Origin of the sequence: Paraburkholderia sp. UYCP14C, assembly GCF_004197395.1 — a bacterium.
Classification (GTDB): Bacteria; Pseudomonadota; Gammaproteobacteria; order Burkholderiales; family Burkholderiaceae; genus Paraburkholderia.
Genome location: NZ_SELS01000002.1, coordinates 20,066 through 40,653, shown reverse-complemented (window position 1 = coordinate 40,653; position 20,588 = coordinate 20,066). Strand labels below are relative to the sequence as shown.

Genomic DNA, 20,588 nt, shown 5'->3' with positions numbered 1-20,588 from the left:
ATTCCGTTCATTCAGGATGAAGAGTTCGGTCCTGGGCGCGCCAGCAGCAGTGGGGTACTAGTGATGCGCGCGGTTCGGTCGGCGACGCTTCCGAGAAACCAGCGGGCGAGACCTCGCCGGCCATGCGTGCCGACGACCACGAGGTCTGCATGCCATCGTCGGGCCTCGCGGACAATCGTATGGGGCACGTCATCGCCTGTCTGTTTCGTTTTGATAAGCCCGGTTTCGACATGATTGGGCAGATTGGCGAAGACGCGCGCGGCGGCGGCAAGTATGGTGTTTCCTTCGTCCTTGAACGCGTCCTCAAGGACATGGATCGGTATGAGGTCAGTCAGGCGAACCGCGCGATCGACGACATAGACTGCTCGAAGGCTCGACTCAGGCGTTGCAAATTGCAGGCCGAACCGCAATGCATCCAGAGAAGTCCGGCTCCCGTCAAGCGCAAACAGGATCCGCCGCGGAAAAGCATGAATCTCGTCTTCATAGCTGGCGGGCACAATGAGAACCGAGCACGAGGCTTGGGTTGTAACGAATTCGGACACCGTTCCTTCAACCCAGCGCAGCAAGCCGTGATGTTGACGCGCACCCACGACGACCAGATCGGCTTGCCATTTGGTCGCGGCATCGATCAGCGCATTGGCGGTATAGCCGCCTTGCCTTGAACGCTCGAGCACCTCAACATCAACTTTGCTGTCGAGCGGCGCGAAAATTTCTTTCACATGTGCAACCGCTTCGCTGGCGTCACGAAACAATTCTGCACGGATGGTCTGGAGTTCGGCATCCGCTATCGATCCGAGCGGCACGAGGACAGCAGGATTCTCTGCCACGCTTACGATATGCAGCCGCACACCAGGCGCCACCATATAGCGTATATACGCCGCTGCACGTGCGGCCACCGATGACGAGTCAACTGCGACAAGTATCCGTTTGATGCCGTAGGAAGCAGCGCCATCGGCGCTCGGTGTGGTACTCACGATCTGCTCTCCGTGCGACCCGAACGAGTCGCGTCAGCGTCAATGGCCGATTTGCTCCGCCTGGCGATCCATATGTACGAGATCCCGGTAACGAGACCGTAGAGTATGTGCAGACTGAGATTGATCCATGTCCGGGCGTCGACGAACCACGAAAATATCGCTGTCATCGCGTAGAAATTCAGGAGATAGAGCGACGCACCGAACACGGTTCCAACGATCGACGTCATCAACACGTTGGAGTAAAGGTGACACGCTTCGATGATCGCCGCCAGAACCACCGAAAACCCGATCGCCAGAGTCAGATGAACGGCAAGCGCTACCGCCAGCACTGCGGCATCGTGCGAGTCTGGCTCCACGAACACACGGTCTCCCATCACAATGGCGGCGACCATGCGGATCGCTCCCCACGAACTGCCGCTTTTTGCGACGATGACGGCTGCAGCAGCACACATCAGAACAGCTGCCGCAATCGCGCCGGAAACGATTGCTGCCCGCCAATCGGGAGTTTGGAGCTTGCGCTGGTCCTCGTGCAAATGAAATTCCATCGGAGTCTCCATGAATGCAGCGGCGGCCAAATACCATTAGGCGCCCCATGCGCCATATTTTCTTGATGGGGATCAAAGATTTTGGATTGACCCCATATCTTCGGATCACTTGACGCATATCAATCGCACCGACGTTATTTGATCTAGCGTTTCGTAGGGCAGACCGCAACGTATCTGGAAACGGATGCCAGATTCCGCCCGGCAACCCACCCGCGCTGCGCCATAACAGGTGATTTCAGACCCATCTGCCAAACGGGAATCAGCGTTGGAGCGATGATTCATGGAGATTGTCTTTTCGATCCGGATGCTGCGAAAGACTTACCGCATGGGCGACGTTGACGTTCACGCGTTACGCGATATCGATCTCGACCTCGGAGCCGGCGAGTTCGTGGTGCTTCTTGGCGCTTCGGGAAGCGGAAAATCGACCTTGCTGAATCTGATGGGTGGGCTCGATACACCGACTAGCGGCTTCATCCGTTATCGGGATCACCAGTTGTCAGAGGCAACAGAGCAGGATCTGACGAAATTCCGGCGTGAGCATGTGGGTTTCGTGTTTCAGTTCTACAACTTGATGCCCAGCCTGACCGCACTCGAAAACGTGGCGTTGGTGACCGATATTGCAGAACGTCCCATTGCCGCCGATGAAGCGTTAAGGATGGTTGGCATCGCAGAGTTGAAGGATCATTTTCCCGCGCAAATGTCGGGTGGCGAGCAGCAGCGGGTGGCGATCGCCCGAGCGATCGCGAAGCGCCCAGATGTCCTGTTGTGCGACGAACCGACTGGCGCACTCGATTTTCTCACCGGACGCATGGTCCTCGAAGTGCTCGATCAGGTCAATCGGGAATTCGGCACATTGGTCGTCGTGGTCACGCACAACGCAGTGATCGGCGAGATGGCGCATCGCATCGTGCGCATGAGCAGCGGGACGATCGTTGAGCAACGTCAGAACACGCAGCGGCTTAGCGTGAAGGATCTGACATGGTAACGACGCTTTCGCGCCTGTTGCGAAAAGACCTGTGGCAGATGCGCGCTCAGGTGTTCGCCGCGGCGATGGTCGTGGCCTGTGGCGTGGCGACCTTTGTCGCGATGCGCAGTACCTATGCGGCGCTTCTGCACGCCCAACAAGACTATTACATGTCGTACCGGTTCGCCGATCTGTTTGTCCATCTCAAGAGGGCGCCGCTCAGCGTCTCATCGCGTATCGCTGTATTGCCGGGCGTGACGCGATCCGAGGCAAGAGTCGTTTTCGATGTAATGCTCGATGTACCTCGTCTTGCCGAACCAGCGACCGGGCGCGTCGTTTCTGTTCCGGAACAGGGTTGGCCAGCGCTGAATCTGCTGCACTTGCAAAGCGGCCGCTACGCCGAACCCGGACGCGATGACGAAATACTCGTGAGCGCCGCATTCGCCGAGGCAAACGGATTGCATACGGGCGACGGCATCGGCGCAGTCATCAACGGGCGCTGGAAGCACTTCCGAATCGTCGGTATCGCGCTATCGCCCGAATATATCTACGAAGCCGGAGCAGGTTCGATATTCCCCGACAACCGGCACTACGGTGTGCTCTGGATGGGAAAAGACGCCGTTGCAGCCGCGTTCCGGATGGAAGGGGCCTTTAACGACCTGGTGCTGGCGCTCGACGGCAGCGTCTCTCCCCGGGAAGTGACGACAGCGGTCGATCGACTGCTGGCCCCTTACGGTGGGTTGGGTGCCATCGGGCGGGAAGAGCAGGTATCGCACCGCTTCATCTCCGACGAAATCGCCCAGAACCGGATCACCGCAACCTACGTTCCGGCGATCTTTTTTTTCGTCGCGATGTTTCTGCTGCACAACGTGCTCAGCCGTTTGATCGATATGCAGCGTACCCAGATCGGTCTGCTGAAGGCGTTCGGCTACGGCAATCAACGAATCGGTGCTCACTACCTGACGTTCGCGTGCGTGGTAGTCGTGGTCGGCGCGATAATTGGCGCGGCAGCGGGCATGTTGCTGGGCTCCCGTCTTACCGCCATGTACGCTACGTACTATCGCTTCCCGCGGCTTGAGTATCGCGTGGATGTGTCTGTCATTGTCGGTGTCGTCTTTCTCAGTCTGGCGACTGCGGTCTTCGGAGCGTGGACAAGTGTCAGGAAAGCAATCAGGCTCATGCCGGTGGAGGCATTGCACGCACAGTTGCCGCAGCGTTTCGCCGCCGGCTGGGGAGAGCGTGCGGGCCTGTATCGGCATCTGAGCGTCACGTCGCGGATGATCGCCCGCAACATCGTGCGAAGGCCGGTCAAAGCCTGGCTTTCGTTGTTGGCCATCGCGTCGGCAGCTGCGATCCTCGTGGTCGGAGGATTCTTTTTCGACGCAATCGACCGATTGTTCGACATTCAGTTCCGGCTCATCGAGCGTCAGGATGTGACGGTCATGTTTGCACAACCGGTGTCCCATCGCGCGATGTATTCGCTCAAGAGTATGCCGGGCGTGCTGCGCGTCGAACCCTTCCGTGAGCTTCCGGTCAAGCTGACTTCTGGCTATCGCTCGCGACGGACGACGCTGAGCGGGATCGTGCCAGTCCCTGGGATGCATCAGCTCATCGACGACCAGTTCCGGCCCCTGCGCGCGCCTCCCGACGGCATTCTTCTGTCGTCCCGTCTTGCAGCGACTCTCGGAGTTCGCGCAGGCGACATGCTGACGGTCGAAATGCTTGAAGGCGAGCGGCGCGTGCGTCAGATCAGGGTGGCGGGACTGGTCGGCGATCTGGTCGGCATTCGGGCATATATGGATCAGAACGCGCTCGGACGGCTCGCCGGAGAGGCGATGACCTGGTCGGGCGCTTATCTTGCGGTCGATCGGCCCTTTCTCGGCCAACTGTATGCGACGCTCAAGCAGACACCGGCAATCAGTGCCGTGGCGCTGCGGCAGTCGGTGATCGATAGTTTCCGGAAAATCGTCGATGAGAGCGTCAGGCTTTCGACCAGCATCAATGTCGCATTCGCGTGCATCATCACCTTCGGCGTCGCTTTCAACGGTGCGCGGATAGCGTATTCGGAACGCATCCAGCAATTGGCATCATTACGGGTGCTGGGTTTCGGCCGGTCCGAAGTTGCCTGGATACTGCTTGGCGAACAGTTTGCGCTTGCCGCGTTGGCCGTGCCGCTCGGCCTGTTGCTTGGCTATGGCACCTGTGCGTGGCTGGTCGAGCGGCTGCAGACCGATCTGTACCGCATACCGCTTGTCATAGGCGCACCAACCCTTGCAGCGGCGGCGCTTGTGACACTTGGGGCGGTGGCGTGCTCCGGGGCCCTGGTGGCGTGGCGGATACGTCGCCTCGACCTGATTGCCGTATTGAAGGCGCGAGAATCATGAGCAACCGGAATCTGCGCAAGGCGTTCCTGTACGTTGCGTTAACGCTCGTCATCGGTGGCGCGGTGTCGTACGCGCTGTGGCCAAAAGCGATCAACGTGGATGCCGCGCCGGTGACGCGCGGGCTGCTGCAGGTGACGATCGACGAAGACGGTGAAATTCGCGCCCATGACCGGTATGTCATGGCGGCTCCGATAACGGGCCGTCTGCTGCGGGTGACGTTGCGCGAAGGCGATCATGTCAAGGCCAGCCAGATCGTCGCCATTCTGGCCCCCCTGCCTATGGCACCTGGCGAGTTGTCGCAGCAACGGGCCCGGGTGCAGGTGGCCGAGGCGATCAGTCGCGAAGCCGAGGCGCGAGTCGCGCATGCTCGCGCGGACGCGGATCAGGCGCATCGAGAGGCTGAACGAGGCCGTACTCTGGCCAGCGCGGGCGCCATGTCGCGCCAGGCATCGGAGCAATTGAGCTCGACTGAGGTTTCAAGTGCCAGTGATTATGCGGCCGCCCGCTCGCGAGCCGCCTCTGCTGAAGCCGACGTTCGCGTAGCACGTGCGAATCTGAGTGCCCTCGAATCGGGTCAACCGGTCGAAGTCCGCGCGCCCGTCGATGCGCTGGTTCTTCGCATCAGCGAACAGAGCGAGCGTATCGTGTCCGCTGGGGCAACCGTGATGGTTCTCGCCGATCCATCGTATTACGAGCTTGTCATGGACGTGCTGTCGACCGATGCTGTCAACGTCCGTCGCGGCATGCGGATTCTGGTTCAGAACTGGGGCGGCACAGACACGATTGAGGCGACGGTCCGCACTGTTGAACCGGGCGCATTCACGAAGATTTCGGCCCTGGGCGTCGAAGAGCAGCGCGTGAATATCATTGCCGATCTGAGCCGAAGACCGGAGTCGTTGACCGACGGCTATCGGGTCGAGGGAAGAATCGTCATATGGGAGCGAGCCGACACATTGAAGTTGCCTGTCAGCGCGCTATTCCGGACAGAAGGGAAGTGGACGGTGTTCGCGGTCGAGCACGGTCGAGCCAGGCTGCGGCAAGTTGAAATAGGCCCGCGAAACGCGGAAGAGGCGGAGCTTCTTAATGGGCTATCGGATCGGGCGATGGTGGTTCTTTATCCACCCAGTACGCTGGTGGACAATGCCCGTGTCGAAGTCTCCGTTGCAAGACATGGCGTTGCGGATCGTTAGTTCTGCAATAACGCCGGCTTAAATGGTGGCGTGAGGAGTGGGGACATCCAGCGGGGAAATCTCACTGAGCGCCCGTTCCCCGCAGTGACCGGCAATTGCGTCGCGTGCGGCGTCGCGTAAGACCGCAGCCGCTTTCATGTCTTCTCCTGATGGTTGCAGAGCGGGGAGCACGGTGACCGTCACGTCGGCTCTCGTTGGCAACCACTGTCCATCCGGAAGCACAACACGGGCGCCTGCAATTGCGACCGGCACGACGGGCCGGTGTGATGCGCAGGCCACCACGAAGGCGCCGAGACGGAACTGCCGCAGCCCCGCGGATCTGACGAATGTTCCTTCCGGAAAGAGCAGCAGAGAGGTTCCGGACGTCGCGTGCTTCACCAGTTCGCGCTCGTCCTCGGTCATGCGCTGATAGTCGATGCGCTCGACGAAGCGCGTGCCGATCGCCCGAAGGAAGGAACCGATCAGCCATCCGTCGGCAAGCTCACGTTTCGCGACCATGCAGATCGGCATGGGGATAGCCGCCAGCAGCACCAGGCCGTCAAGATAGCTCGCGTGATTCGCAACGAAGATGGCCGGCCGCGCACTGTCGATGAGATCGGCTCCGCGTACCGTCATGCGAATACCCGCGAGCTCCAAGGCGAGGCGTGCCGCGCGCGATGCAATCGTCCAGTTTCGCCCGGTGTCCGGATGCCACAGGGTCATCAACGTTGTCGGTAGGGCAATCAGAATTGCGATCAGCCAGCACCATGCGCCGTAGGCGGCGTGCGTGGCGGCGGCCCGAATTCGTCGGGCGATCGGCCAAACGGTGTTCACGCCGATGTCGAGCCACTGAAGCCACGCGGGGCGCGGCAGGAGATCGCCGTGATTGCGCAGGTACAAATCCAGTGTGGCCGCGTGGCGAATCTTGCCACTCGATGTCTTAAGAATGCTATGCGGCGGGACCAGAGCGACTTCTTCTGGCGGAGCGCCCAGCAGAGCCACGGAGGCTTCGTTAATGCCAGTGCGTATTGCCGCGAGTTCCTCGGGCGCGGTTTCGCGAGTCTCCGCAATCACGATCAGGCGGTCGGTGCCCGTCTCGACGTCAGGCGTTCCACACACTGCCACACAACCGTTGCGCACGTGAGGCAGATGCCCGACCGCGGCTTCCAGTTCATACGGGAAAAAGTGACGGCCCGCCCGAATCACCAGATCCTTCACGCGGCCCGTGATGAACAGATCTTCATCGGCCATGTATCCCAGATCGCCGGTATCGAGCCAGCCATCATGAATCAACCGCGCGGTCAGCGCCGGGTTCTGAAAATACCCACCGGTCGCGGACGGACTTCGAAATTCAATCCTGCCGATCGTTCTTTCGGATACCTCATTGCCGCCGGCGTCAACGATACGGATCTGGTTGCCGGGTAACGCGTGTCCGCACGAAACCAGTTCGAGTACGTCATCGGGCGACTCCGCTTGTGCTGCACGCTGCGAGTCCGCCAGCCGGCCACGACTGATACTGTCTGTCCGCACCCCTCGGCCGGGCTCCGAAAACGTCAGTCCAAGCGTGTTTTCCGCCAGACCGTAGACGGGGTTCAGTGCGTTCTCCCTGAACCCATGGCCGGCGAAGCGTGACGCGAATGCCCGCATGGTTGACGCGCTGACGGGTTCCGCGCCGCAGAATGCGAGGCGCAGCGAAGACAGGTCGACGCTTTCAAGGTCGGCGTCGTCGATCCGGCGCGTGCATCGCTCGTAGGCGAAGTTGGGCGCTGCCGTAATGGTGGCATGGTAGCGGCCGATCGCCTGCAACCAGCGCGCTGGGCGTGCGAGGAACGTCAGCGGGGACATCAGAATCAGCGGGATGCCAAAGTAGAGCGTACCGAACCATGCGCCGATCAAACCCATGTCGTGGTACAGGGGGAGCCAGCTTGCGAAGACGTCGTGTGCCTCGATCCGGGCAGTCTGTCCCATCGCCCGGATATTGGCGAGCAGATTAGCGTGGGTGAGCACCACGCCTTTTGGCGCGCCGGTGCTGCCGGAAGTGTACTGAAGCAACGCGACGTCTTCCGCGAGCGGGACATACCGTTCATTGTCCGTTTCGCCCATGAGTTGATGCATTGCGACGATCTCGCGTAACACCGGGATCCGGGCCTTGGCGAGAAGGCTTGCTCCGAGCGCATGCGAGGGCACGATCATCACGCGCGCGCGCGCATCCGAGAGGATGGCCGCGTGGCGCCTCAAGTGATCGTCGATCCGTGCCGACTGTACTGGCGGATACGCCGGCACGACGATTGCGCCGACGAGCATGATGCCCGCAAAGCACGCGAAATAGTCGCTGCCTGTGGGCAGCATCAGTGCGACGGTATCTCCGGGATTGACGCCGAGCCGGCGCAGCCCGCGCGATACCCGCAGGGCGGCCTCGTACAGCCCCGCATACGTCATCGTATGTGACGATGCGTCCTCGTCGAGAAACACGATGTGAGTGTGCTCGGGTCGTCGGGACACGTGCCACTGCAGTGCGTCGACCAACGTTTGAGCGTCAATCGGCGGGTCCAGCGCACCGCTCGGCGCTGGAAGCTCGACCGTGGCGGTAACGCCCTCGGATCGCCCGGATGCTTCTCCTGCGAGTGCGCGCAGTAAATCGGCGGGCGTCGTCGCCTGCCCGAACGATGCAAGCGGAAAATGCACGCCGAGCGTGTCCTCGATGCGGGTCAGCAGTTCGGCACGTGCAAGACTGTCCAGGCCAAGATCTCGTTCGAACTGGCTACTCAACGTGACGTCCCGCGGCTTGTGTCCCGCTGGACTCATCTCCGCGGCGAAAGCGCCGACTATCTCGAGCAACCGCTGCGCGTGGGCCGGTGAACGGCTGGTGAGGTCATCACTCATATCACTTGACCGCTTCAGTGTCGGGATGCCAGCAGGGGCGTGAGAGCGAGAAGAACACTTCAGGTCCTTCAAGTCAGCGCGCGTCGCAGTACCTTGCCGAGCTGGTTCAGAGGCAAGGTGTCGCGGAACTCGATGAACCGGGGAATCTTGTAGGCGCTCAAATTGGCCCGGCAGTGCTGCAGCACGATTTCGGCAGTCAGATCCTTCGAGGGTGGGACGACGAACAGCTTCACGGCCTGTCCGGTCCGTTCATCCGGCACTCCGACTACCGCTGCGGCACTTACGCCCGGCAGCGCGGACACCACGGCCTCGACTTCCGAGGGATAGACCTTGAAGCCAGACACGATCACCACGTCTTTCTTGCGATCCACCAGCACGAGCGTGTGGGCGGGTGTGAGGTACCCAACGTCCCCCGTGCGAAGCCAACCATCAGTCGAGATGACCTCGGCGGTCTCCGCGGGGTTCATCCAGTAGCCGCGCATGACCTGAGGACCTCGGACCCAGACTTCTCCGATCACACCCGCGTCGACCGGCGCATTGGCGTCATCGCGGATGCTGAGTTCGGTCGAAGGCAACGGATAACCCACTGATCCCGAGAAGTGCTTCGCATTGATCGGATTGGCACAGACGACTGGCGATGCTTCGGTTAGTCCATACCCTTCGATGAGCGGTACTCCCGTTGCTGTCTGCCATCGTGCTGCGACGCCAGCCTGAATCGGTGAGCCGCCGCCGATCACGAGGGTGAGGCGTGACCAGTTCAGCGTCTTGAAACGTGGTGCGGCGAGAAGGGCATTGAAGAGCGTATTCACACCTAACAGCGCGGTGGGCCGCGTGCGGCGCAAGGTTCGTATGAGCCCGGCGAGATCGTGGGGATCGGTTACGAGAACATTGTGCGCGCCGATTTCGACAAACGTCAGCAGGCTGGCGGTCAACGCGAATATATGAAAGAGCGGCAGCGGCGTGAGAATGATCTGATGCGCGGAACAGAACGACGCACCAAGCCATGCGCAAATTTGAGCAACGTTCGAGCTGAGGTTACGGTGCGTGAGCATCGCGCATTTCGGCGTGCCCGTCGTTCCTCCGGTGTATTGCAGCAGTGCAACATCGTCGAGGCCGGCCGGGGGGAGATGTCGCTCGTTCGAGTCACGGCGCGAAAGAGCGGCTCTGAATGTCCGGTATTGCCTTTTAGTCGGTGGAATCGAGCGACGTACAACGCGCTGCAGAAAATCAATCGCGGTGCGCATGGGCAGCGGCAGCAGATCTCCCGCCGAGACGGATATGACCGCGTTCGCGAGCTTCTCATCAAGGATTTCGTCCAGTTTGTAGGCAAAATTCTCCAGGACGACGATCGCTGAAACCGCCGCCGTGGCGAGCTGGATCTGAATCTCACGGGGTGTGGCCAGTGGGTTGACGTTGACGACCACGAGCCCCGCGTCGAGCACACCATAGAAGGCCACGACATAGGGTAGGCCGTTCGGCAGGATCAGTCCCACGCGATCGCAGAAATCAAGCTTGAGTTCGTTGACCAGAAAGGCGGAAAAGCGGTGCACATATTGCGCGACGTCCCGGTATTCGAGCGTGTGATTGAACGAGCTGAATGCGGGGCGTCTGGCGTAATGCGTGCAGGCCGCCTCGAACATTTCAGGCAATGTTCGAACACTTTTGGCATCGATCGCTGTGACATGCGGCTCGCAGGAGGGGATGTCCACCGTGTTGGGGCAGTTCATGGTCGATCGAGCCTTTGCCGGATTGGGGTAGACGCGCGGACAACAAGATCTGCGCACTTAAAGACTACGTGTGTCTAACCAGTCCGGCAGGCATTCTCCTCTTGCGAAGGCGTGGACGAAGACAGGCGTGGCCGGGAATCAGGAACTCTGGCGGCAGCATCACGAGATCAGGGAGTATGGTGTTTCGCAACCGATTTCCCCCAGCACTTGATTCGTGTCGCTATGGATCGAGCATAGGGTTCGTTTGCGATGAGAAATTGACGTGCGTCAAGGCTACGGGACAGCCCATGCTTTGAATCCGATAGATAGCTGCAGCACGTCGGCGGTTCTGTCCGCGCAATGGGAATCCTGGGGGCGAGCGGTTTGACCTGGATCAATGTGGAGGATGAGTCGGGGAATAGATTGATCTGTGGCGTTGTCAACGGCCGTCAATCCGGACGGCGCGCCTGCATGGAGGAACCTATCCGGAGTGACGGCGCATCCACGGTCAAGCGTTGCTCTCGTTCGAGTGCATCACCCGTCCGTAAAAGTACGGCCAGGAACCTGAGGAAACAAGCGGGTCCGCAATGCACCACCTCGGAGACTGCATCATGAGCACTGCCAGTTCAAACCACGATGACCACGACGATGTCGGTCGCATTCTCATTGCTGTAGACGCTTCGCCAGCCTCTTTGCGTGCTGCGGCCTATGCTCACGGTATTGCTGCACCTGGGGCACACATACGAATCGTAAGCGTTGCCGAAGATCCACGCCGGCTGATCCCGTCGGATCCACTCGTTGGTGTGGACCTCAGCTCGGTGCACGACGAGCTTCTACACGGTGCTGAAGACGCGGTGGCCCAGGCAAAGACCGTCTTTTCGGGCGGCAAGACAGTCGTCGATACGGAGGTGATCGATCTTTCCATGCAGGGGTGGGATGTCGCACACGCACTGCTCGAAGCCGCTCGGACATGGCAGGCCGATCTACTCATCATTGGCACGCGGCAGAACCGACGCTTACTCCGCTGGCTGGAGGGAACGATATCTGAGCCTCTTGCGCGGATGTGTCCGTGCTCGATTCTTATTGTTCCGGCCTCCTATGGAAGGGGTAACGGCGGCAGTCCGCAACGAGTGCTTTTCGCCGTCGACGGCAGCGAACCATCGAAGCATGCCCTTCGATTCGGTCTGAAGCTCGCGACGAAGCAGACCTCTTTACGTGTGGTACACGTTCTTGATCAGGCCGTATCGATGAGCGATTTCGTGCCGCTTCCCCTGTTCGAGGACGCGCTTGTCAAAGAGGGCAAGGCGGTTCTTCAGATGGCAGCCGCGACGCTTGCTGGCTTACGAATCGAGGCGGAGTGCACGATGACCAGTACTGACATGACCAGCGACGATGTACCCCACGCCATCGTAAGGGAGGCGGATCTTTGGGACGCCGATCTGATCGTCATGGGTACACATGGAAGGCGTGGGATTTCACACTGGCTGCTGGGCAGCGTGGCTAGCCGCGTGCTAGCCATCACCCATGTACCCGTGTTGCTTGTTCGCCCGACCCAGACCTGACGTCGCGCTTCACGCCTAAATGCCCGTAGCATCGGAATAGCCGAAGATCCAAAATGGCCTGTCCGGGACGAAGATAGCGCCGAATGCCGTGCTTACCGCTCAATCTCGATCCCTCGCGACGCGCCTGTGTTGCAAGACGCGTGTAGGCAAAGGCAGGATGCGAGGAAGAATGTTTTCCGACTTGAGCAGCCGGTGCGCCAACGCCCCCAGCAGATGCAAACCGACCAGTACTGCCAACCCGTAAGCCGTCAGCGAATGCAACTGGCCCAACCAGTGAGATAACTCGTGGCTTTTCGATACTAGCGTCGGCAGCGAGAAGAGCCCGAAGCAGCTGGCCACATGCCCGGCAGCATTGGTCTTCAGCCACCCGAGCAGTGGAATGGCGAGCATCAGAACATAGAGCGAGTAATGGACGACCTTTTCGGCGAGATAGGCTGGCGTCCCTGCGGCGTTGGTCGACGGCGGCAGCAGGTTTCGCATGCGCAACCGGTTAAGGACACGGACCAATGCCAGCCCGAGCACGACGATTCCGATCGACTTGTGCAGTGCAAGCAAGTCCTCGTTATCGTCGAGCATCCAGCCTATGATCAGATTGCCAATCAGCGCGACAGCCAGCAGCCAATGCAGCATACTGATCGAAAAAGGATAGCGGTAAATGTGTTTCATGAGGTTGGGTTTTCAGTGTGCATGCGCGAGCAAGCCCGTTAGCTCAATAGGTCGTGGTAGTGCTTCCTCGTGCCGTTAATCCGGCGTAACGCCTGTTTGGCGGCGTTCAGATCATTTGCCTGGATTGCGCGGTCGACCTCCGTCAGTTCTTCCCGCAGCGCCTGGATTCCTTCGTCGTACGTGGGTTGGTCGCCGCGGTAAGGCAGGTGGCTCGCCCGTTGCGCGTCGTCTTCGAGCCTGGTCACGTAGCCGCTCAGCTCAGGCATGGTGGTACTGACCATCGCGCCTTGCATGGCTTGCTTCATGTCCTTCATCAGTATCTTGATCTCCCCGGCATGGGCAAGTGGCGCAGCCGCAAGCAGGGAAACACACAGCAGCTTAGGGAAATCGAGGCGGATCGGTAGCTTGGCCATGGGCGTAGATAGGGTAATGAAAGTCAACGCCTGCCATCTTAGGGAGGCCGGGTTAACGAATTCTTAAGGCCTATCGGAAGCCCACCACGGAGTTTTGAGCCGGGCAAGTCCGTGTCGATGATTGCTCGCCAGCACGGCATCAATCCGAACCAGCTGTTTCACTGGCGCAAGCGGTCGATCAGTTCGCCATTCTTTTCGGCGAGCGGTTCACGAGCGCCATGAACTGAGATCTTCTAACCGGCCTCAGCACACAAAATTCCTGACACCTCCCTGGTGGCGGAACAGCGGCAAGCTCCTGAATAGCGTGCTGACCGTCGCATACTTCGATCGGCTGGGCGTGCCGCGACTCCCATAACCTCAACTTTCCGAACCGCCCCGTGCGGACTCGCACGCCGGGTGGTGTGGCAGGGGTACGGCCTCATGGCCGTCTCCTATGTCGATTCTATGTCGTCCCTTCGATCACCTTCGCTTCAGCGATATACACGGTATTGTCGCTTCGCCTTCGTTCTTGCAGATGTTAGGGCGCGAGCTTGCACGCTTCAGTGCCAGGACTGCGCGCCGCTTCGCTGTACCAGTCTGCGACGACGGTTCGCCGCGTGCACGATGGATGCGCGTGACGGCATGCATCATGGCAGTGGTGATGTATTTCGCGCCGGCCGTGCTGCTTGCCGATGCAACCGCGCATGCCGCGCCGATTCCCTTCCAGCCAACCATCACGCAGACAAGCACGGGCGTCCCTGCTGTCAACATCACCGCTCCGAATTCGAACGGCCTCAGTCTGAACAGCTACCGGTCGTTCAATATTGACAGCCAGGGTCTTGTGCCGAACAGCAGCCTAACCGGCGGAACGCCGCTGCTGGGCGGCACGCTTGGCGCGAAAATCCGAATCTCGCGCGACGCACGTCTACGACGATCATCAATCAGGTCACGTCGACGGGGCGCTTTCCTCTTTACTCGGGTCGCTGGAGGTGTTTGGCAATCAAGCGACGGTCATCATCAGCAATCCGAACGGGATTTCCGTCAACGGGATGGCACTGACAAACATGCCGGGACTGGCGCTGATCACTGGATCGGTGCAGTTTCTCACAGGCGTAGGCGGAACATCGACGAATGGCGCAAACGCTGGTGCGCTCGCCTATAGGGTGAGTTCGGGCAATCTTTCGATCAACGGGCCGCCCGGCGTGAACGGACCGGGTGCAGGTATCGCGGGCACAGTGGGCAATATCGACATCATCGGCCAGACTCTTAACGTCAACGCACCGCCGCAGGCCGATAGCCTCGTGAACCTGATTGCGGGCAATCAGATCGTCTCACCGACCGCCACGGATTTCACCGGCATGGCAACGAACGGTTCTGTCAATACGGCGGCTGTGATTGGCAATGGCGGTGTCGCCACTGATGTGAACCAGTTCGGTTCGGTCACGAGCGGACAGGTCTTTATCGTGTCGACTGCCGCGGGCATGGGTGAGAACACGCAGGGCACACTCTCGGCGACCGCGGGCAATGTGGTCGTCAGTTCGAATGGCGATATTAACGTCGGCTGGACGTTCACCAGCCAGAACGTCAGTCTCACCAGTGCGGGCAACACGACTGTGTCGGGCGGCGGTCTCGCCAGCCATAATTACACGATTGCGGCCAAGGGTGACAGCAACGCGACGGGTTCTGTGTCCGCAGGGTAGAACGCCTCGCTGACGGCGGGTGGCAATCTCAATGCGGCGTCGGTTGCCGCGAACGGCAACACGACCCTGAGCGCCGGCAACGTGATGATCGTGGTCTCAGTGTCGGGCCATAATCTCCCGCTACAGATAAAGCACAGGCGATCTGACGCTCAACCCGACGGTGAGCGCACCAGGCACGATCACCGCCACGGCGGGTCGCGACCTCACTGTGAATGGCGCGGTTCAGGGCGGTGGCACTGTTGGGCGGACGGGGACACGCAACGCGACAGTCAATGGCGATGTGTCGGGCGGCGCGGGAGCCGCTCTCTCTCGCGGTATCGTTCGCAAGATCGGCAGATATGCCATTCCCGACCATTCGTAGAACGTCCCGGTGTTCCGGGCTGGCGTTGTCGATCCTGCCGTCGGGAAGGTGGTCGACTGGTGGTTGTGGGATGGTGAGAAGGAATGGCGCGTCGGCTCGATCATCGATGAGCAGCGAAAGCTCCCCATTAGAGGCTGCTGGAATCACACGATGCTGATAAAGCGGATCGAGGATGGTTGGTTACCTGAAAACGATCCGGCGTGATTCAACTTCACGAACCGTCGGGCAGGAGCAGGCCGATCCGGTTCAGCGATCCAGCGAGATGCAGAACTCCGTCGAGGGCGTCTCCGGGCCGGCGCCGTAGGGTCGGAGTCCGGCGTTAAGCGCCAGTGAACAAATGGCGGATGCGGTATGTCGCTGAGACCGCTCCGGGCAAATTCGATGGACCGCTATATAGGGTCCTAAGTACGCGTGCGCCGATGTGAGAGTCGCGGCTCTGGAGCCGGCTCGGGCGAACGGCCGGTTAGCACCGCGCATCCGCCCGACGCTTGAAAGCGAGCCACTTCCTTGCCGCGAGCCGAAATGCGCCCTCGGCGGCACGCCTGCGAGTCGCCGACTCGATCCTCTTATGTTCGACTGGATCCGTCCCGTCGCGAACCAGTCCGCGAGCGATAGCGGCTGCCTTGCGTGCGTCGACGAGTGAGACGTCCGGGTAGGGGCCCAGACCAAGAAAGTTTTCCTTTCCGGTGCTCGGTCGTCGATATCGCAATAACCACGTTCGGGCGCCGTTCGGCCTTATTCTCAATGCAAGGCCGTTTCCGTCAGCGAGCAGGTAGGGCTGAGCGCGTGGCTTGGCGCTACGGAAGACCAGTTCCGACTTCGGATCGACACGTTTGGGCATGGAAGTGCCCCCAACTCTGGTATACGCACGAGTATACGCAAAAAGAGCCGACGTCAGCGGAACGTAACGGAGCTGTGAAAAACAAAAAACCCCGTAAGACCAAGATCTTACGGGGTTTCTCGAACTACATCGGCTTACGCCGGAACAACTTGTGGTGCCCAGGAGAGGACTCGAACCTCCACGGTGTTGCCACCGCTAGGACCTGAACCTAGTGCGTCTACCAATTCCGCCACCTGGGCACGTCTTCAAGCTAGACCGCTATTTTAGCGAGATGATCAAGTTTGTCAATCCCTGCTTCAAACAAACTTGCTTTTCTCATCCGCCCGGTTGAACGCGCAGCGAAGTGATGCAATCGCTACCGAACCACCGTCCTGCTGATCCGGCAATCGAAACACGAACAGCGATCTCGACTGCCAGGCCTTACACAAAAAAGAGAGCCGCCCGAAGGCGGCTCTACTTTTGAATCTGGTGCCAAGAGAGGACTCGAACAAGAGAAGTATGCTACTGAAAAATAACAAAAAAATTTAATTAGATAATGATGGTATACGCATCGGTATACGCAAAAAACTTGGATGTTAGCGGCGCGTTATGGCTCCCGTGGGAGGAGCATTCGTTCGGGACGACGCTACCCTAGATTCTCCGAAGAACGAACCAGTGAGTGGGGCGTTTTGCCAGCTCGGTCCTGGGCATTGCGGCTTCTACAACTGCGAGCCTGCCCCCAATTGATGAGGTTTTGCTAAGTCGTCCGCCCCCCGCTCAAGCAACACTTAAGCCAGATCACGCCATCGTTCAAGAAATTCGCATTATGAGGAGTCGACAAACTATTGGCTCCCGCTATTTGGCAGATGAAACCGAGCAAACTAAGCTGAACTATTACCTCATGCGGCTTTTCTTTCGTATAGCTTTCGGCCATGGCAAGCGCTACATGCGAACTGGGTTTTCTCTGTCCCAAATGCGGTGTTCCGATGGAAGACTGCTGGGAAATCCTTGCGGCAGGTGAGGTTCACCGCCTCACTTGTCAGTGCTGCGGTGCCGTGTTCAACGGTTTGATCGTCGAGTGTGATGCGTGTGGCGCCGAAGACTTTATCTCCAGTACGTCAGAAATCGACGCTGAAGGGATTGCCTGCTCCTCGTGTGGTCATCGCAATCACCGTGACGGAGCCGATGATGAAGAGCCTTATTTTTGAGCGCGGGCTCCTCATCGGCGGAGAGCGGGTTGTGCTCAGTCTTTTTAGGGCCCCCCCAGGGTTCGTTCTGGAGCGACGACTGATTGAAAGAGATCAAACGACATCCGTCCAGGTGCTTCCCATAACGGTTCCGTACGATGTTCAACGATTCGCCGTTGCAGATAACTATTCGAAAGAACTCGCCCCGTTGTATTACGAGGTTCGGCGTCAAGTTCTAGAAAGTCGCACGCTCGGATAGCTGGAGAGATCGGGAAGGGGATAGAGGCGGAAGAGATGGCCACCCAATTGACGTCCGCAGACCTAAGCGTCCTTTTTGAAACGCTCATCACCGCCAGTGGCGATTGCGAATTGGCCGATTGCGTGAAGGCCATAGTCAGCGCACTGGGCGGAGAGTCGTACGTCTTCGTTGCCATTTACCCCGGAGTGTCGACGGCGGCCCGTCCTACGCATCGTTTTTTGATCGGCTGCAGCCCCGAATGGTGCCAGATGTACAACACCAATAAGTGGTATATGACCGATCCATTTTTGGAGTATGCGCGAAGCAACACCGCACCAATCACCGGTTCGGAGATTGCGCTTGAGACGCAAGGCCAGTGTGAAATGCTTGCAGCCGCGAGTGAACATGGCTTCAGAAGTGGAATCGTCGTTCCCGTCCACACGAGCGTTTCAGACCGTCTGGGTGTTCTGTACATCGGTTCCGACGATAGCCAGGAGGTCGGGGAAAAAAAGCTCGCTGCACATCGATTGTACTTCAGGGCGCTCGCCTCGGAGCTACTGGATTGGTTCAATCGAGTCTCAAAGCGCGAGCTAGTTGAGGCGCATGGAATTACCGAAATGGATCTTCGTGTAATGGGCTACGTGAAGATGGGATTTACTGCCGAAGATATTGCCCGCGAATTAGATGTTTCTATTCAGACGGTCTATGGAAACTATAAAAAGATAAAGGACAAGATTGGGGTTTCTCATATTTCGGAAGCGGTTAAATTCGCTCAGGTAAATGACCTTCTGGCGTAACTCGATTAGCGCATTTTGGCTATCACTGACTTTGCCGATAGCCGCGGCTGGTCTGTTTCTTGTCGGGCAACCGTGGGCGTTCGCGATGATCGTTCTTTTTCTTGTTCCTATGCTGGACGCGGCGATAGGCCGTGGAGCTCCGGGAGCGGGGAAAGTCTTCGAGAAAACAACTGAGGATCAAGTGCCGTGTTGGTTCGCGGTCGCGTGGATGGTCGCGATAGGAGTCGGCGCATGGCGCGCAAGCATGTCGTCGTGGATAGAGTTGATCGGACTTGCGGCAGCTTGCGGATTGCTCAGCGCGACCGCGATGGCGCACCTTCATGAACTTGCGCATCGACCGAATAGATTCTGGAGGGAGACAAGTGACATCGCATTCGCCGTCGCCGGCTATCCGCATTATCGATTCGCACATCAACTACATCATCAACACGTGGGAAATCCGAAATTCGGTTCGGCGGCGCCGTTGGGAACGTCGGCGTGGCGCCATGCCGGAAGATCCTACACGGCTGGCTTTACCTCTTCACTCTCTCCGCAGTCATATCGTGATGGGAATGTACCGTTGATTTTGTTTAGAAACCTGATTTTCTCCTTGTCTCTACTGGCCATAGCAGCGGTTCTGCAAGTACGAGTTGCGATGTTCTATATTGGCTATTCCATTGTTAGCATCTTTGTTGTCGAAACAGTGGGATATATGCAGCATTACGGTATCGTCGTGGACTCCTCCCGTCCCACGATAACAGCTTGGGACGTCGACTTCTGGCTGTCGAACTGTCTGCTTGTCAATAACGGATTTCACAACGCTCACCACCGCGAAAGTGAGGTGAGATATTTGAATCTCGGTTCGCAAGGCGTCGCTATGCCCGCAGGCTACTTTCAGATGCTTTGGTTAGCGCTGTTTCCGCCGGCTTGGTACCACTTAATGGATCGACGCGCAAAGATTTTACTCACGCGTCAACGACGTCGGCGTCTCGCTCTCAGAAATCAAACGCTTTGCGACGGTGGCAAGATATGATGGGTCTAATGTCTCAAGTTCGACCTCTATAGGGCAGCCGGTACGCGAGTAGTTTTTTTTCGTGGAACGCGAGTATGCAGGATCATAGTAATCCAGCATGATGCTCTCGAACAAGGCGACGATTTCATGACGCTCAGCCAGCGACATCCATTTTTGTAGGGTTACGCCGCTTATGAGGGCTTTTAGATAGCTTAGACGCGTGACTAGACCCTCGGGGTCTTTTTCGAAATGGGGATACTCGCGACGCCACATTTCGATTCGCTCGGCCATCGGCGTTTTGACCGAAAACAAACGTCCCTCATGCATTCGATCGAACAGGGCAGTAGGCAATTGAACTTGCCCAATACGTTTGCTCTCACCTTCAATCCAGACGCGCCTGGAAGAGTCCAGCCGATAAAGCTCGGCAAGCAACATGCTGTCGAATAGCTTCTGAGTGGGTTGTTGTCGTCCGGGAATTGCCCCGATGATCGATCCTCGGTGCGAAGCGAGATCTTCAAGATCGATGATCTGTGCACCAGACTCTCTCAAAGCAATCAGCAAACGCGTCTTCCCGCATCCTGTGGGACCGGAAAGTACATTGAACTGCAAGCGGGCAGGGATCTCTTCGAGAGTTTCACGAACCCAGCTGCGATATCCTTTCCAACCCTTCGGGAGGCGTTCGACCTTGTAGCCAATTGTTTCTAACGTGTCTGCCCAGAGCTTGCTTCGTTTTCCACCCCGGAAGCAATAAACCAGAATTGACATTTTTCGACTTGGCCGAAAATACGGAAGCTCGAGGTGCCGCGCAATGTTTTTTAAAGAATAGGCGACGCCGATCTGATACGCGCGCATAGGATCAGTTCGATGCGTAGTACCGACCTCGGCGTACTCGTCATCGAATACAACGGGCAGGTTTATCGCGCCCGGCAAATGATCTTCGGCGAACTCACGCGGGCTCCTCGCATCAATCACCAGGTCAAACTTCTTCAAAGCATCCACGTCGTACATGTTTTACCTCAACTAGCACAGTGAAGGTTAAAAGTCAATGTAGTTTGGTGTGGTGCCGATCCCGCAGCCAGCGAACTAGACTTTTTCTTGCAGCGCTGCGTCCGACAACAGGTGCTGCCAGGCCGGCTCGTACGATCGTTCTACTACTGACCGGCCGTCAGAGTGTCATGTCTGACTTCAGGATACGCTGCCCCAAGGCGGCGCCGTAATTAGTCGAATGAGGGAATTGCGGGAGTTGCAG

The 20,588-nt window shown here is 58.7% G+C and carries 16 protein-coding genes, 1 tRNA gene and 1 pseudogene; 9 read left to right on the top strand and 9 right to left on the bottom strand.

The genetic code is table 11. The annotated features are described in order from the left end of the window. Positions 1-11: 11 nt before the first annotated feature. Together EVC45_RS01975 and EVC45_RS01970 are read right to left on the bottom strand one after the other, a co-directional pair. The gene (locus EVC45_RS01975; protein ID WP_129956364.1) at positions 12-974 is read right to left on the bottom strand and encodes a universal stress protein; all 963 of its coding nucleotides are present in this window, start codon (positions 972-974) and stop codon (positions 12-14) included. Next, the gene (locus tag EVC45_RS01970; protein WP_129956363.1) at positions 971-1,519 is read right to left on the bottom strand and encodes a hypothetical protein; all 549 of its coding nucleotides are present in this window, start codon (positions 1,517-1,519) and stop codon (positions 971-973) included. Before EVC45_RS01970 ends, EVC45_RS01975 begins: the two co-directional genes overlap by 4 nt. A 280-nt stretch (positions 1,520-1,799) precedes the next feature. On the opposite strand from EVC45_RS01970, the gene EVC45_RS01965 reads away from it, so the two are divergent. From EVC45_RS01965 to EVC45_RS01955, 3 genes are read left to right on the top strand one after another with little or no spacing between them, the layout of a single operon-like run. Then, entirely contained in the window at positions 1,800-2,504 is a 705-nt protein-coding gene (locus EVC45_RS01965) for an ABC transporter ATP-binding protein (RefSeq protein WP_129956362.1), read from the top strand. Further along, on the top strand, positions 2,498-4,867 hold the full coding sequence (locus tag EVC45_RS01960; protein ID WP_129956361.1) for an ABC transporter permease: 2,370 nt from the start codon (positions 2,498-2,500) through the stop codon (positions 4,865-4,867). The genes EVC45_RS01965 and EVC45_RS01960 overlap by 7 nt, the downstream gene beginning before the upstream one ends. Further along, positions 4,864-6,057, top strand: a complete 1,194-nt coding sequence (locus EVC45_RS01955) for an efflux RND transporter periplasmic adaptor subunit (protein WP_129956360.1) — start codon at positions 4,864-4,866, stop codon at positions 6,055-6,057. Before EVC45_RS01960 ends, EVC45_RS01955 begins: the two co-directional genes overlap by 4 nt. Positions 6,058-6,075: 18 nt before the next feature. On the opposite strand, the gene EVC45_RS01950 is transcribed toward EVC45_RS01955, so the two are convergent. Together EVC45_RS01950 and EVC45_RS01945 are read right to left on the bottom strand one after the other, a co-directional pair. Then, positions 6,076-8,919 (bottom strand): AMP-binding protein, encoded by a 2,844-nt coding sequence (locus tag EVC45_RS01950; protein ID WP_129956359.1) that lies wholly within the window; start codon positions 8,917-8,919, stop codon positions 6,076-6,078. Between the two features lie 68 nt (positions 8,920-8,987). After that, complete coding sequence (locus EVC45_RS01945) at positions 8,988-10,646, bottom strand: AMP-binding protein (RefSeq protein WP_248295004.1); 1,659 nt, start codon at positions 10,644-10,646, stop codon at positions 8,988-8,990. Positions 10,647-11,236: 590 nt separating this feature from the next. On the opposite strand from EVC45_RS01945, the gene EVC45_RS01940 reads away from it, so the two are divergent. Continuing rightward, positions 11,237-12,187: a universal stress protein gene (locus EVC45_RS01940; protein ID WP_129956358.1), complete on the top strand. Its 951-nt coding sequence runs from the start codon at positions 11,237-11,239 to the stop codon at positions 12,185-12,187. A gap of 99 nt (positions 12,188-12,286) precedes the next feature. Here the strand turns inward: EVC45_RS01940 and EVC45_RS01935 are convergent, their stop codons facing one another. After that, complete coding sequence (locus EVC45_RS01935; RefSeq protein ID WP_129956357.1) at positions 12,287-12,853, bottom strand: cytochrome b; 567 nt, start codon at positions 12,851-12,853, stop codon at positions 12,287-12,289. 38 nt (positions 12,854-12,891) lie between these two features. Further along, a complete protein-coding gene (locus EVC45_RS01930; protein WP_129956356.1) occupies positions 12,892-13,266 on the bottom strand; it encodes a cytochrome b562 in 375 nt (124 codons plus the stop codon). Positions 13,267-13,356: 90 nt separating this feature from the next. Here EVC45_RS01930 and EVC45_RS01925 point away from each other — a divergent pair. After that, a pseudogene (locus tag EVC45_RS01925) lies at positions 13,357-13,437 on the top strand (transposase); the annotation flags it as partial. Between the two features lie 698 nt (positions 13,438-14,135). Further along, on the top strand, positions 14,136-14,945 hold the full coding sequence (locus EVC45_RS46545; protein ID WP_248295003.1) for a filamentous hemagglutinin N-terminal domain-containing protein: 810 nt from the start codon (positions 14,136-14,138) through the stop codon (positions 14,943-14,945). Between the two features lie 824 nt (positions 14,946-15,769). Here EVC45_RS46545 and EVC45_RS01910 read toward each other — a convergent pair. Next, entirely contained in the window at positions 15,770-16,147 is a 378-nt protein-coding gene (locus EVC45_RS01910) for an integrase arm-type DNA-binding domain-containing protein (RefSeq protein ID WP_129956355.1), read from the bottom strand. Between the two features lie 152 nt (positions 16,148-16,299). Next, positions 16,300-16,386, bottom strand: a tRNA-Leu gene (locus EVC45_RS01905). A gap of 726 nt (positions 16,387-17,112) precedes the next feature. On the opposite strand from EVC45_RS01905, the gene EVC45_RS01900 reads away from it, so the two are divergent. From EVC45_RS01900 to EVC45_RS01890, 3 genes are all read left to right on the top strand, one after another. After that, positions 17,113-17,334 carry a hypothetical protein gene (locus tag EVC45_RS01900; RefSeq protein ID WP_129956354.1) on the top strand — a complete coding sequence of 74 codons (222 nt, stop codon included), beginning with the start codon at positions 17,113-17,115 and terminating at the stop codon, positions 17,332-17,334. A gap of 273 nt (positions 17,335-17,607) precedes the next feature. After that, a complete protein-coding gene (locus tag EVC45_RS01895; protein ID WP_129956353.1) occupies positions 17,608-18,348 on the top strand; it encodes an autoinducer binding domain-containing protein in 741 nt (246 codons plus the stop codon). After that, complete coding sequence (locus EVC45_RS01890; protein WP_129956352.1) at positions 18,332-19,360, top strand: fatty acid desaturase; 1,029 nt, start codon at positions 18,332-18,334, stop codon at positions 19,358-19,360. The genes EVC45_RS01895 and EVC45_RS01890 overlap by 17 nt, the downstream gene beginning before the upstream one ends. Here the strand turns inward: EVC45_RS01890 and mnmH are convergent. Then, the gene (gene mnmH / locus EVC45_RS01885) at positions 19,289-20,347 is read right to left on the bottom strand and encodes a tRNA 2-selenouridine(34) synthase MnmH (RefSeq protein ID WP_129956351.1); all 1,059 of its coding nucleotides are present in this window, start codon (positions 20,345-20,347) and stop codon (positions 19,289-19,291) included. The genes EVC45_RS01890 and mnmH overlap by 72 nt on opposite strands. Positions 20,348-20,588 lie beyond the last annotated feature (241 nt).